General features: G+C 48.2%; 11 protein-coding genes. 5 read left to right on the forward strand and 6 right to left on the reverse strand.

The annotated features are described in order from the left end of the window. Window positions 1-64: 64 nt before the first annotated feature. A complete protein-coding gene (locus tag AC5SLM_RS13635) occupies window positions 65-1,381 on the forward strand; it encodes an ATP-binding protein (protein WP_495251524.1) in 1,317 nt (438 codons plus the stop codon). A 97-nt stretch (window positions 1,382-1,478) separates the two neighbouring features. Beyond that, complete coding sequence (locus AC5SLM_RS13640; RefSeq protein WP_495251548.1) at window positions 1,479-2,690, forward strand: tetrahydrodipicolinate N-succinyltransferase N-terminal domain-containing protein; 1,212 nt, start codon at window positions 1,479-1,481, stop codon at window positions 2,688-2,690. A gap of 34 nt (window positions 2,691-2,724) precedes the next feature. On the opposite strand, the gene AC5SLM_RS13645 is transcribed toward AC5SLM_RS13640, so the two are convergent. Next, window positions 2,725-2,937, reverse strand: coding sequence for a hypothetical protein (locus AC5SLM_RS13645; protein ID WP_495251525.1), 213 nt, complete (start codon window positions 2,935-2,937; stop codon window positions 2,725-2,727). An 84-nt stretch (window positions 2,938-3,021) separates the two neighbouring features. Further along, window positions 3,022-4,215: a GGDEF domain-containing protein gene (locus AC5SLM_RS13650; protein ID WP_495251526.1), complete on the reverse strand. Its 1,194-nt coding sequence runs from the start codon at window positions 4,213-4,215 to the stop codon at window positions 3,022-3,024. Between the two features lie 187 nt (window positions 4,216-4,402). Between AC5SLM_RS13650 and AC5SLM_RS13655 the strand changes: the two genes are divergently transcribed. Further along, window positions 4,403-5,998: an ABC-F family ATP-binding cassette domain-containing protein gene (locus AC5SLM_RS13655; RefSeq protein ID WP_495251527.1), complete on the forward strand. Its 1,596-nt coding sequence runs from the start codon at window positions 4,403-4,405 to the stop codon at window positions 5,996-5,998. On the opposite strand, the gene AC5SLM_RS13660 is transcribed toward AC5SLM_RS13655, so the two are convergent. Together AC5SLM_RS13660 and AC5SLM_RS13665 are read right to left on the reverse strand one after the other, a co-directional pair. Beyond that, window positions 5,955-7,274, reverse strand: a complete 1,320-nt coding sequence (locus AC5SLM_RS13660; protein ID WP_495251528.1) for an MFS transporter — start codon at window positions 7,272-7,274, stop codon at window positions 5,955-5,957. The genes AC5SLM_RS13655 and AC5SLM_RS13660 overlap by 44 nt on opposite strands. Window positions 7,275-7,325: 51 nt before the next feature. After that, window positions 7,326-7,709 carry an HIT family protein gene (locus AC5SLM_RS13665; RefSeq protein ID WP_495251529.1) on the reverse strand — a complete coding sequence of 128 codons (384 nt, stop codon included), beginning with the start codon at window positions 7,707-7,709 and terminating at the stop codon, window positions 7,326-7,328. Between the two features lie 88 nt (window positions 7,710-7,797). Here AC5SLM_RS13665 and AC5SLM_RS13670 point away from each other — a divergent pair, with 88 nt between their 5' ends. Next, window positions 7,798-8,976: a murein transglycosylase domain-containing protein gene (locus tag AC5SLM_RS13670; protein ID WP_495251530.1), complete on the forward strand. Its 1,179-nt coding sequence runs from the start codon at window positions 7,798-7,800 to the stop codon at window positions 8,974-8,976. A 1-nt stretch (window position 8,977) separates the two neighbouring features. Next, window positions 8,978-9,547, forward strand: coding sequence for a DJ-1/PfpI family protein (locus AC5SLM_RS13675; RefSeq protein WP_495251531.1), 570 nt, complete (start codon window positions 8,978-8,980; stop codon window positions 9,545-9,547). Here AC5SLM_RS13675 and AC5SLM_RS13680 read toward each other — a convergent pair. Together AC5SLM_RS13680 and glmS are read right to left on the reverse strand one after the other, a co-directional pair. Then, complete coding sequence (locus AC5SLM_RS13680; protein WP_495251532.1) at window positions 9,520-11,358, reverse strand: GGDEF domain-containing protein; 1,839 nt, start codon at window positions 11,356-11,358, stop codon at window positions 9,520-9,522. The two genes, AC5SLM_RS13675 and AC5SLM_RS13680, sit on opposite strands and share 28 nt — an antisense overlap. 24 nt (window positions 11,359-11,382) lie before the next feature. Continuing rightward, complete coding sequence (glmS, locus tag AC5SLM_RS13685) at window positions 11,383-13,194, reverse strand: glutamine--fructose-6-phosphate transaminase (isomerizing) (RefSeq protein ID WP_495251533.1); 1,812 nt, start codon at window positions 13,192-13,194, stop codon at window positions 11,383-11,385. Window position 13,195: the final 1 nt, after the last annotated feature.

Consider the following 13,195-nt stretch of genomic DNA (forward strand, 5'->3'; position numbering starts at 1 on the left):
GTTATTGGATAATTCACCACATTTTGTTATAATAACGCAGGTTATCGTAACAAAGGTTTTTATCATGAAGTTTTACAACCGCGAGCAAGAGTTGGAACTCTTAAAAAAAGCAGACAAACTAAAAGCACAACGTTCTATCCTTACGATGCTTATTGGTAGAAGAAGGGTTGGAAAAACAACACTAGCACTACAAAATTACTCTAGCGATGCTGTGCTTTATTTTTTCATTTCCAAAAAAGATGAACACCTTTTGTGCGTGGAGTTTCTTGAAGAGATTGCAGCCAAGCTTGGAGTCAAGCCACACGGAGCTATCGCAAAATTTGAAGTGCTTTTTGATTATCTCTTAGAGCTTGGAAAAACAAAGAGTTTTACGCTCATTATCGATGAGTTTCAAGAGTTTTACCGCATTAATGCATCTGTTTATTCTTCTGTGCAAAAACTTTGGGACTTGCATAAACATAGCACCCACATTCATCTTATTACTTGCGGTTCGGTCTATAGCTTAATGAAAAAAATCTATGAAGACACCAAAGAACCACTTTTTGGACGGAGTGATTTTAAGATAGAATTAAAACCCCTTAAGGTTTCGGTATTGAAAGAAATCTTGCAAGACTATGGCGCTTATAGCGATGAAAATCTCCTTGATTTTTACCTGCTTAGCGGTGGGGTCGCAAAGTATGTCGAGCTCTTTGTGCTTTATGAAGCCTTTGCCTTTGAAGCGATGGTTGAGCGCATCGTGGAGCCACATTCACTCTTTTTAGACGAGGGAAAAAATAGGCTCATCGAAGAGTTTGGCAAAGAGTACGGCACCTACTTCTCTATTCTTTCGCTTATCACCAGTTCAAAAACCTCTAGAAATGAAATCGAGTCTGTTTTGGAGAGAAACGTCTCAGGGCACCTTGCCCGTCTTGAGCATGACTACAATATCATCAAATCCATCAAACCCATTAACGCAAAAGCCAACGCAAAAGTGCAAAAGTATGAAATCACAGACAATTTTCTAGGGTTTTGGTTTCGTTTTATCTTTAAATACCAATCTTTAGTTGAAGCCGAAAACTTTGAAAGACTAAAGGAAATAATCCACAGGGACATTTCTACTTACAAGGGAAAATTTTTAGAAAAACTTTTCGTAGAACTCCTAAAAGAAAAACAAACTTACACACGCATAGGTGCTTATTGGGAGAGGGGAAACCAAAACGAAATAGATATTGTTGCCATTGATGAGATAGATAAAAAACTCCTCATTTGTGAAGTGAAGTTAAGTGAAAAACGGCTCAACCACAATGAGCTCGTCCTTAAATCACAAAAACTCATCCAAGAGTACAAGGAATATGAGGTAGAATATAGACTTTTATCCTTGAAAGACGTGGAGCACTTCTAAAAACCATCCCTAAGCCTTCCTCTCTCCTTTTAATCCTTCTAACATCAACTTTTAGGTACAATCACCCCATTTTAGAACAACACGCAAAGGATACATGATGGCCATTAAAGGGATTGAAACAAAAGAAGCATTTGCTAAATTGGTGGAAAAAACAAAGGCAAAGTCGGGCTACAAAGACCCTCTTGGCTTTGGGATTGCCAGGGTCGATCGCGGGCAACTCACCCCTTCTAAAATCCTTCAAGCCAGCTTTCCAGTGGTCAACTGGAATGAAAACTTTGGCAGTGCGGCCGTATTTGTCGCAGCCCTTGAAGAAGCGGGCATAGAGGTAGATTTCTCAGGCAGTGAGTTTGTGTGTGACATCAAAAAGAAGTTTGTTAAAAATGCCATGGCCGCCTTTGAGCCTTTTTTGGAGTTGGCCGCGGGCAGTGTGCACCAAAACGTGCAAGTCGTCCAACACCTTAACTTCATCACCCAAAACGAAGGGCTTGAAAAAGACTTTCGTTTGGTGTTTGTGTTTGAAGACGTAGCGCCCAAAAGTGTGGAAGCGGTGTACCTAAAACTCTACGCCCTCTCCACAGGCAAAGCACCCTTGCGTTCACTCAACCTCAGTGGCGCATTTGGTGTGCTTGAAAACGTCGCATGGTCCATGAACGTGCCCATCGAGCTTGCGTGGCTACGCGAAAATGAAATCGAAATGAAGCTTGATGGCACCTTTCCTGTGATTGATTCGGTGGACAAATTTCCCCGCTTTTTACAGCACGTTATTCCCGCAGACAACACCCGTATTTTAGACGCAAGCAAGGTACGCATGGGTGCACAACTGGCAGCTGGAACGACCGTGATGCCAGGAGCAAGTTACATTAACTTTAACGCAGGCACCACAGGCCCTGTGATGGTCGAAGGACGCATCAGCTCTTCAGCGATTGTGGGCGCGGGCAGTGATGTGGGTGGGGGTGCGAGCATTCTTGGCGTACTAAGCGGCACCAACGGCAACCCTGTCACCATCGGTGAAAACACCTTGCTTGGGGCCAATTCGGTCACGGGTATTCCCCTTGGAGATGGGTGCATCGTGGACGCAGGCATAGCGATTTTAGAAGGCACAAAGGTGAGCATTTCTCCCGCGCAAATGGAAAAAATCAAAGAAGTCAATCCAGAATTTGAATACGTTCTTGGCGAAGAAACCTACGTGTTTAAAGGCTTAGATTTGGCTGGATTGCACGGGCTTCACTTTCGCCAAAACAGCCTCACAGGCGCGCTAAACGTCTTTCGTTCCCAGCGGGAAGTGGTGCTTAATACAGAGCTTCACTAGGCTTTACATGTAAGGGGTAAAGCGCCCTTTATATCTATTTTTTTAAGAGGTTTTGATTAAAGACAACCGCCCAGCGGTTGGAGACTTTGTGGTACGTGTGGTTGGCAGCCTCGGTTTCTTTGAGGAGCCAGCCCCCACAGGCTTCACATTTGGCATTCATGGTTTCAAGTGCATCAAAACTCATGTTTTCCACCTCGTTGGCGCGCTGTTTGCATTGGGCAATACTGCAAGAGAGTCTTTCAGACATTAGAGTGCCTTTGTGTGGTCTTGAGTGCATTATAGCGGAACATCGGTCAAACATTGTGACGATTTAATAAGCAACCCAAAAAGGCTACTGCGAAGGTTTTGTGGCGGCTAACTTGACGCAATTTCTCCCTGCTTTTTTAGCTTGGTAAAGCAACGTGTCTGCTTTTTTGACAATGGCAGGAATATCCCTTCCCCAAGAGTGATCGCACGCGCCAATGCTAATGGTCAGCGACACAGTTGTGCCAGCTTTAGCAGGAGATTTTTTAGGGGCGCGGTCATTGCCACGGATGTAAAATCCTTGAGTTGCGATGGCTTCGCGCACTTCTTCTAGGTACAGTTTGCACTCTTTGACCTGTTTGCCCGCAAAGACAAGGGCAAACTCTTCCCCGCCATACCGAAAGGCCTTGCCGCCACCCTTGACGCCCTTAAGGGTGATGGCCACCTTGCGCAACACGTCATCGCCCACGTCGTGGCCGTAGGTGTCGTTAAAGTTTTTAAAGTGGTCAATGTCGGTCATGGCGATGGTAAAAGGCGGCGAAAGCCGTTCAAAATATTCCTCCATGGCCCGACGTGAAGGGATGCCCGTGAGAGTATCGATAAAAGCCATGCGGTAAGCGTCCTTGCTGAGTGCTACCAACAAAACAAGGCTTGCCGCACCCAAATACAGCGAAGGAAGCGACGACGTGCTAAGGATGGGAAGCCCGCCCACTACCAAAGCCCAAGCAAGGGATTTTTCTGTTTGTTTGGATTCAAGCAAGCCATACGCTATCAAAAATACAATCCCAACCCCATACAACACCATGGCAACTTGTGACAACGGTTCAAAAGGCAAGGGCGTTGTAAAAATAGGCGTTGTGATAGTGACGCCAAGGGCACTGCTGCGCGCAAGAAAGTAGCCTATGAGGCAGAAGATAAGCGTGAGGCCATAGCGCGTAAGGGAGGGTTTGCCAAAAACACCCTTTTCGCTCATGAGCCCAAGAAGTAAAAATGCCACAGGCAACAAGAGAAAAAAGGCTTGGATGGCCGCTTCTTTAGAGAGTCCCAAGGGTTCGTAAAACAGCACCATGCCTTGGCCGCAAAAAAGTAAAAAGGACAAGAGCATAGGCTTTGCACGGCCAAAGTGAAGGCTAAAAAAGAGGCTCAACAAGGGCAGTACCATCATCAGTACGCTCAGTTGTCCTTCTAAGATGCCATCAAACCAAAGGAAAAAAGGGTGGCCAAAAAAGAGTAAGAGGCATAATGAAAGTGCAAAAAGTGGCAAGGTCAACGAGGAAGGCATGGGGTCCTTTTGATTTTTGGCAGATTATAGCAAGAGAAGATGAAAGAATATGTTAAAATGCGCAAAAAATTAAACTGCTTGTGCCCTTCTTTTCCTCACAAAGGTTTTCCATCCGTCCTATTTCAAGGCAAAAAGCTTTGCAGTGGTGTGGGATGTGCACAATGCGGTTATAAAAAAGGAAATAACTATGGTTAATGTACGCAATATCACCATGCGCTTTGGCGCACAGCTCTTGTTTGAGGACATTTCGATTACCCTTGATGGGGGCAAGCGCTACGGACTCATCGGCGCTAATGGCGCGGGCAAAAGTACCTTTATGAAAATCTTGGCCCATCAGCTTGAGCCTTCTAGCGGGCATGTGAGCGTGGACAGTGGTTTGCGTGTGGGTGTGTTGAGTCAAAACCAATACGCGTACGAAGAGTTTTCCCTCAAAGACGCGGTACTGTACGGCAACAAACGCTTGTTTGACGCGCAAAAAGAGAAAGAAAAGCTCTACGAAACGGGTGATTTTGAAGACGAAAAAGTCAACGACCGCTTAGCGGAGCTTGAGATTGTGTGCGCCGAAGAAGACCCGACCTATGAGAGTGATGTACAGATTGAAAAGATTTTGGAATCCCTAGGCTTTCCTTCTTCTATGCATGAAGAAAAAATGAGCACCCTTACTGGCGCAGATAAATTTAAAATTCTCCTTGCCCAAGTGCTTTTCCCGCGCCCTGACGTGTTGTTTTTGGATGAGCCTACCAACAACCTTGACCTTGAAGCCATTACGTGGCTTGAAGAACAACTTAAGCGCCATGGGGGCACCTTGGTGGTCATTTCCCACGACCGCCACTTTTTAAATGCCGTGTGTACGCACATCCTAGACGTAGATTTTCGTAAAATCCGTGAGTTTTCAGGCACTTATGATGACTGGTACATGGCTTCGACGTTGATTCAAAAACAACAAGAGGTAGACCGTAGTAAAAAACTCAAAGAAAAAGAAGAGCTTGAAAACTTTATCCGCCGTTTCTCGGCCAACGCGTCCAAAGCCAAACAAGCCACAAGCCGTCAAAAGCAATTGGAAAAACTTGATGTTTCAGAACTCCAAGTTTCCACAAGGCGTGATCCTAGCATCATGTTCAAACGTAACCGCGACATCGGCAATGAAATCCTAGAAGTGCGCAAGGTGAGTAAGGCTTACGGGGAGCACACGGTTTTTGAAAATCTGGAATTCAAAGTAGAAAAAGGCGATAAAATCGCCCTCATTGGGCCAAATGGCGCGGGAAAAACCACCTTGTGCCAGATTATTATGGATCAGATTAAGCCCGATGGCGGGGAGATTTTCTGGGGAGCGACCATGGAGCCGACCTATTTTCCGCAAAATGCTACCGAGCTTATCACGGGGGATTTGCCTTTGTTTGAATGGTTACAGCAGTTTGACAAAAAACAAGACCTCGATGAAATCCGCAAATGCCTTGGGCGGATGCTCTTTTCTGGCGAAGAGCAAAAAAAGGGTGTTTCAAACCTCAGTGGTGGGGAAAAACACCGCATTATGCTTTCTAAAATCATGCTTCAAAAAGGCAATTTTGTCCTGCTGGATGAGCCAAACAACCACCTCGACCTTGAGGCCATCATCGCCCTGGGCGAAGCCCTTTACCGCTTCGATGGAAACGTGCTGTGCGTGACCCATGACCGCGAACTCATCGACGCTTTTGCTAACCGCATTTTACGCATCGACGAGCACGGTGTGCTAGAGGACTTTAAAGGGGATTATGAGAGTTATCGGGAGTTTCACGGTCAGTAGACTCCTCATTTCCCAAAGAGTTCCACGTCTCATCGACGATGTGCTCTTTTTGTTCTTGTACCCACGCGTCATCTTGTCTGGGGTCAAACTCAGGCAAGATGGTACTCGAGGCGGAGGGCATGGGAACGTAGATACTGCGCTCTTCGAAAGGCACCTTGTCGCGCAGGAGAGTGTACGTACACAGCACGAAAGAAAGCACTCCAAAGAGCAAAAACATCGCGTTATTCCCCAGAAAACTCATGGCCACCCCGATGAGCAGCGGTGCCAAAAAAGAGCCTACCCCGTAGGTCATGAGCAAGGTACGGCTAATTTCTACGGCACTCACTTCCACATCTGTGGTGTCATTGGCCCGCGCTAGACTTAGGGGATAGATGGCAAAGATAGACACACCTAGCAAAAACCCTCCCAAAAATAACAGTTGTCCATCAAACAACCACAACAAGGTGGATGTGACCAGACTCATGAACGCAACGCTCAAGATGGCCATCTTGCGTCCCAAGCGGTCAGATACCCAGCCGATGGGCCATTGCGCCAACAAGGCACCCAACAGCGCGATGCTCATAAACAAGGAGATAGACTCATTTGAAAGCCCCATGTTTTTAGCATACACGGGCGCCATGGTGAAAAATCCCCCTACTAAAATCCCACCCACAAAACTAGCAACAATGGCAAGCTTGGCGATGCCATAAAGCCCAGGAAGGCTCATGCTTTCGACTTTGACCAGATGGGGCTCTTGGATTTTGGTCATGGCAATAGGGATGAGCGAGAGGACGATAAACATGGACGCAAGCACAAAAAGCAAAAATCCCGTACTGTCTTCGACTTGAAGCATGAGTTGCCCACCTGAGGTGGCGAGGTAAAACACAACCGTGTAGATGGAGAGGACTTTGCTACGGTCGCCGCTTCCTGTTTTTTCATTGATCCAGCTTTCAATGATGAGCAACATGCTGTAAAAAGAATACCCTGCAAGGGTGCGAAAAAGAGCCCAAACAACGGGGTCGGTAGTCAGAATATGCCCCAAAGAGGCGAAGGTCAACAGGGCGGCGAACACTCCAAAACTGCGGATGTGTCCGACACTTGAGATGATTTTTAACGCACTCAAAGAGGAGAGAATGGCACCCAAAAAGAAGCTAGCGTTGACCACGCCCGTGGCAAAGGTGGAATTGCCCAACTCTTGCATGCGAATCCCCACAAGGCTCATGAGCAACCCGTACCCCACGCACAACAGCGCAATGGCAAAAAACAAGGAAGAGATAGGAAATAAGATGGTGCGCATGAGAGACCTTTGGGTAAGTTGGGGCGATTGTAATAGGAATTTTAGAAAAAATCAACCCTTACATGTAAGGGATTCTAGGGCGTGCGTTAGGGCGGCGATAAATCCTTCAAGGGACGGGAGATTTAGGGCACTTTCCCGCTGTTTGACACCCCACATGGACTCGGGAAAATACGCATCTTCCTTAAAGCGCGCCATGACGTGAATGTGCAGATGGGGAAGGTAGTTGCCAAAAATGGCGATGTTGATTTTCTCAGGAGCATAATAGGCACGTAAAACCCGCTCACACGTTTCCATACATGTAAACAAAGCGGCCTTAGTCTGCGGGTCGCAATCGGTGAGTTCCTTGTAAGGGTGCGCGCTAAAGATTTTAACCCACGGAATCTCACTTTCGTGGAGTTCAACATAGTAGTGCTCGGCAGAAAAAAGTAGCGACATGGATTTCCTTAAAAATAAATGTAATACTAACTAAATTCGCCTTTCAGGCGCTAATGTGTAGAATACTTTTTCATAAAGGAGCGCAGTGATGAGACGGTTTTGGATGGTAGCAGTGGCGGTGGTCTTAACAGGATGTTCGCGCGGGGATTATGTTAACATCGCCCAAGTGGCCCTTTCCAAAGACCCAAGCACCGCAGTGAAATCCTTGGCGCGTACTAAAAGCGTGCACTACGCCGCCAATCCTGAGCAACTTGTTCGAGATGTTAAAAACCTCGACGTAAACGTGCGCGATTTGTTCGTCGCTCTTTTTGGGCAAGTGGCCAAAGAGTGGGGCGAGGGCAACGTGGAAGAGAGCTCCAAAACCAAAACCGTCAAGTACCTCCAAGAGTTTCAAAGCCGCGTGTTAGTGGACTTTGACAAGGGCGAAGTGACGGTGGAAACGGTGACAAAAGACGACCCCAAAGCCCATTTGCGCGAGGCTATCGTGATGGCACTGCTGATGCCCGAAGACCCCCGTCAGGTGGATTTGTTTGACACAAGGGCCATCGAAGTGGGCGCGACACCTTATTTGTACAACGAAGTGGTGGATGACCAAAACAACCCCATCCGTTGGGAGTGGCGCGCCAAACGGTACGCCGATATTTTGCTCTCCCGTGAGCTTAAAACCCGCACCATTACCCGCAATAACGCCCGCTTACATGTAAACTACGTGACCATTCCGATGGTCAAAAACCACGCATCGGTTCGGGTGAGCAAATTTGCCCCGCTAGTGCAAACTTACGCGAATCGCTACGGCCTTAGTCAAGCCCTCGTGTACGCCATCATTCGCACCGAGAGCAACTTTAACCAGTATGCTATTAGCCGCAGTGGTGCGGTGGGGCTTATGCAGATTATGCCCCAAACGGCGGGGCGCGATGCCTACAAACAGCTCACGGGCAAAGAGTGGGCGCCCACGCGCGAGTATTTGTACGATGCGAAAAACAATATCGAAATGGGAACGACTTATTTGCACCTATTGCGCACCCGTTATTTGACAGGCATCACCCACCCATTGTCGCACGAATACACTGTCATTAGCGCGTACAACGGTGGAGCAGGAACGGTGCTAAAAGCCTTTCACACAGACAGAGACCGCGCTAAGGAGCGCATCAATACCCTAGCACCCGCAGGGGTGTATAAAGTGTTGCGCGAAGAGGTGGCGTTTGAGGAAACCCGCGAATATTTGCGCAAGGTTTTGGAACATAAAAAAGAATTTGTAGGATTGTAAGATGCGTATTGCGTTTGTAGCCTTTGATCGGATGAATATGTTGGATTTTTTTGGTGCCTATGATGCGCTCATGCGCCTGAAAACCTTAGGGCTTGTGGAAGGCCTTACATGTAACACGTGCGCACTCAAAGAAGAGGTGCGTGACATCCATGGCCTCACCCTTAAAGCCGACACGGTGCAAAGCTCCCTAGACGGGTATGACATCGTTGTGGTGCCTGGGGGTACGGGAACCCGTACGCTCATGCACGATGAGATTTTTTTGGCGTGGATTAAAAGTGCCCGTTTTGCACCCTTAAAAGCAGGCGTTTGCACGGGTGCCTTGCTTTTGGGCGCGGCAGGGTTTTTAAAAGAGAAGCGGGCCACTACCCACTCCAATGCGTTGGAACTTTTGGCGCCTTATTGCGCAGAAGTGGTGCGGGATGCGCGGGTTGTGGACGCGGGAGAGGTCGTGACTTCTCAGGGGGTGAGTGCGTCTATCGACCTTGGGCTTTACCTGTGTGAGCGCCTTGTGGGGGCGAGTAAGCAGGTGGCTAAAGGGATGGATTACCCGTTTTTTGGCGCGGGATTGTAAGTCGCGTTTAGCTCCCCTTCGCCAAGCATAGAGAGGTCAAAACGCACGACTTTGTTGCGTCCTGTTTCTTTGGCTTGGTACAAGGCCACATCGGCAAATTTGATACAACGCCAAATGGTTTGCGCATCGTGAGGGAACAGCGCATAGCCAATACTGAGGGTTTTGGTGAAGTTTTTTCCGCTAGCGCCTTGAATGGCTTGTTTGGCAAAGGTGGTGCGGATGGTGTTGGCTATCTCGTCCACCTTGGCTGTTTCGCAGTTATAAAGCAAGATTAAAAACTCCTCTCCGCCATACCGAAAGGCAACATCGGATTCGCGAATAGAACTTTTGATGACGTGGGAAAGGACTTGGATGGCCTTGTCGCCCACATCGTGGCCATGCTTGTCGTTGACCGCTTTGAAAAAATCAATATCTAGCATCAAAATAGCATACCCAAAATGGCTACGCAAGGCTTGTGCGGAAGATTTCTCAATAAAGTCATCCAAGAATTTTCGGTTATACAAACCCGTGAGTTGGTCGGTTGTTGAGGAGAGGCGCAAGATTTCGGTGAGGTTTTTACTCACAAGCTCAGGGCGTGCCGCGTCGATAAAGTTTTCAATTTGCGGCAAGAGTGTTTTGATACGCTCCACGCTTTCAGGCTTGCTTGAAGCGACGTACAGCAACAGTTCAACATCGTCGCTGATAGTATAGGGAATGCACAAGTAGTGCTCGCACGCATGGTGGTCCGCGGGGCAAATGTGCTCAAATTGGTCAGAAAAGACAGGCTGTTTGGTGCGCAAAGCCCGACAATGAGCATCTAAAACATGGGGCGTGCTAAGGCAGGAATACACCTGTGTTGTGCTGTTGGTTTGGGTGTTGGTTTCGATGAGTTGAAACTCTTGGATGCCAAAGTGGTGTTCCAAAATGGTTCCAAGGCGCGCGTAAACTTGGGCTTTGTCTTCGTCAAATTCAATGGTTTTTTTAAAACGGTAAATGTCCGCCATCTCTTCCACAAGGGATTTTGTATCAAGCAGTGGGTCGGCATTGGAGTGGTTTTCAAAGAGAAAAAAGTCTTTGGCAGATTTTTGAATGTGTTGCAAAGAGGTTTCGAGTTTGTCTAAAAAGTTGTTAATCCACAAGGCAACCTGTCGCCCGTCGCTATGGGTGTTTGACCCATCAACACGGCGGCTATAATCACCCCGTTGGGCGTATTTCATGACGTTGGTGATGGAATCAAACAAAGACATGAAGGGGCGAAACGTGTAGTGGATGGACCACAAAACAGCTACCATCACAAGAACCGAAATCCCCATGATGTAAAACAAAATGAGCACGCTTTCGTTGCGCGCTTGCGTGATGTCAAACACCATGCTCACCACCCCTAGGGTTTCGCCCTCTTGGGCGTTGTGGCAGGCGAGGCAGTTAGGGTTGCCTTGCGTGGAGGCTTTGTAGGGAACAGTGAATCGGAGTTTGGCGTGCGAGATGGTTTCGCTGAGGAGGTGGTAGGGCTCACCGCTTTGAATCACCCTATGGTCAATGTCGTCTTTGGGGATTTCATTGTTAAAGCCAGCCCCGTATTGCTCGATGAGTGAGGGTGCGCGCGCCACCCACAGTTGGTCAATGTTTTGGGTGTTGGTGATGTTGCGCAAAAAGAATTCACGCCCTTGAGCTGAGCCACTCACCATGTGAGAGGTAAGCCCATCTTTAATGAGTTGGGAAGCAATCACCGCCTTGTCTGTGGAAGCACTGGTAGTAAGGGTGCGAAAACTGGTGGCCGCAATGACGTAAAGCACAACAAAAGCAATAAAGATGCCTGCGATAGAGACAAGCATCAGTTTCTTTTGCGTGTTCATTGCTTACTCGACCGTGACGCTTTTAGCAAGGTTGCGGGGCATGTCCACGTCGTTGCCAAGGCGGATGGAAATCTCAAGAGCCAAAAGCTGTGTGATGAGCATCATTTCAAAAAACTCGCTCATAGGGTGGGCGTGGTTGCCCGTTTGGATAAAATCATCGGCCAAATCAAAGGGTTTGGGGCTGATGGCTAGGATGGTCGCATCCCGCGCACTAAGCTCCTCCACGTTGCTTTTGATTTTATCGTAAAGGAGGGTTTGGGGCATGAGGGCAACGGTGAAAAGCCCGCTATCGGCTAGGGCAATAGGCCCGTGCTTCATCTCTCCTGCAGGGTACCCTTCCGCGTGCAAGTAGCTAATCTCTTTGAGTTTGAGTGCACCTTCAAGGGCGAGAGGGTAGAAAATGTCGCGACCAATAAAAAAGAAGCCGTGTCCGTGCAAGTAGCGTTTGGCAAGGCGGTGGATTTTTTCATGGAGGGCATCCTTTACATGTAAGACATTGGGGATGCGCAATAAGGTGTTGATTTCGGTGGCCAAAAGGGTGTCTGAAAGGGTTTTTTTGTGGGTTCCTATAAACAAAGCGCTCATCCACAACGTTGCCACTTGGGTGGCAAAGGCTTTGGTGCTAGCGACCCCTTTTTCGATTCCCGCGCGGGTGAGCAAGGTGGCATCCGCAAGGCGCACGATGGAGGAGTTGTCTACGTTGCAAATGGCTAGGGTTTTAAGTCCTGCTGCCTTGGCAATCTTCAACGCTTCGAGGGTGTCGGCAGTTTCGCCGCTTTGACTGATGACCACAAAGAGTGTGTCTGGGGTGAGAAAGGGGTCTTTGTAGCGAAATTCGCTAGCGATTTCCACATTACAACGCACCTTTGCTAGGCGCTCAAAGAGGTAGCTTGCCACAAGCCCCGCGTGGTAACTGGTGCCACACGCGCAGATTTTGATGGCTTCAATCCCTTCTAAAAGCTTGGGCGAAAGCTCATCAAGCGCGATGGTGTCGTTAATGATGCGCCCCATCAAGGTTTCGCCAATGACTCTGGTTTGTTCGTAAATCTCCTTCTCCATGAAGAAGCGGTACCCCTCTTTTTGGGCGTAGGCTTTGTCTTGGGGAAGGGAAACAAAACGCAAGGGGCGGGCTTGGCGGTTTTTAAACAAGGTGATGCCTTCTTGTGAAAGGGTGCCGTATTCTCCGTCCTCAAGGTACACCGCTTCGGTGGCAGCGCCAATGAGTGGGGCATCGGAGGAGCCAAAAAAGAGTTCACCCTCGGCATTTTTAGCCAAGATGAGCGGCACGGCAGTTTTAGCATAAAAAATGGTTTCGGGCGCCAAGGTCGTGATGAGCAAAATGGCATACGCCCCATGCAAGGCTTCCACAGTGGCTTCAAAAGCACTAAAGAGGTCAGGGTGCGTGGCAATATTGGACTCAAACAAATGCACGATAACTTCCGTGTCGGTTTGGCTTAAAAAGTGGACCCCTTTTGCTTGCAAGGCGTCTTTGATTTCGCGGTAATTTTCGATGATGCCATTGTGTACCACAAAAGCGTGCTCTCCCCAGTGGGGATGGGCGTTGATTTCGGTGGGTTTGCCGTGGGTTGCCCAACGGGTATGCCCGATACCAATCCCAAATCCTTCCGAGGTGACGTTCTCCGTTTTTAAGGCAAGGTTTTCGAGTTTTCCTGTGGCCTTGTAGGCGCAGATTTTCCCGTGGGTTAGTAACGCGATGCCAGCAGAGTCGTATCCGCGGTATTCTAGCTCTCTAAGACCGTCTAGTAAAAATGCTTTTTTTTCTCGTGTTCCGATGTATCCAACAATCCCGCACATA

The organism is Sulfurospirillum sp. HTRB-L1, assembly GCF_059415125.1.

Coding starts and splice junctions, on each gene's coding strand:
- AC5SLM_RS13635 (WP_495251524.1), top strand. CDS start 65: ATGAAGTTTTACAACCGCGAGCAAGAGTTGGAACTCTTAAAAAAAGCA.
- AC5SLM_RS13640 (WP_495251548.1), top strand. CDS start 1,479: ATGGCCATTAAAGGGATTGAAACAAAAGAAGCATTTGCTAAATTGGTG.
- AC5SLM_RS13645 (WP_495251525.1), bottom strand. CDS start 2,937: ATGTCTGAAAGACTCTCTTGCAGTATTGCCCAATGCAAACAGCGCGCC.
- AC5SLM_RS13650 (WP_495251526.1), bottom strand. CDS start 4,215: ATGCCTTCCTCGTTGACCTTGCCACTTTTTGCACTTTCATTATGCCTC.
- AC5SLM_RS13655 (WP_495251527.1), top strand. CDS start 4,403: ATGGTTAATGTACGCAATATCACCATGCGCTTTGGCGCACAGCTCTTG.
- AC5SLM_RS13660 (WP_495251528.1), bottom strand. CDS start 7,274: ATGCGCACCATCTTATTTCCTATCTCTTCCTTGTTTTTTGCCATTGCG.
- AC5SLM_RS13665 (WP_495251529.1), bottom strand. CDS start 7,709: ATGTCGCTACTTTTTTCTGCCGAGCACTACTATGTTGAACTCCACGAA.
- AC5SLM_RS13670 (WP_495251530.1), top strand. CDS start 7,798: ATGAGACGGTTTTGGATGGTAGCAGTGGCGGTGGTCTTAACAGGATGT.
- AC5SLM_RS13675 (WP_495251531.1), top strand. CDS start 8,978: ATGCGTATTGCGTTTGTAGCCTTTGATCGGATGAATATGTTGGATTTT.
- AC5SLM_RS13680 (WP_495251532.1), bottom strand. CDS start 11,358: ATGCTTGTCTCTATCGCAGGCATCTTTATTGCTTTTGTTGTGCTTTAC.
- glmS (WP_495251533.1), bottom strand. CDS start 13,194: ATGTGCGGGATTGTTGGATACATCGGAACACGAGAAAAAAAAGCATTT.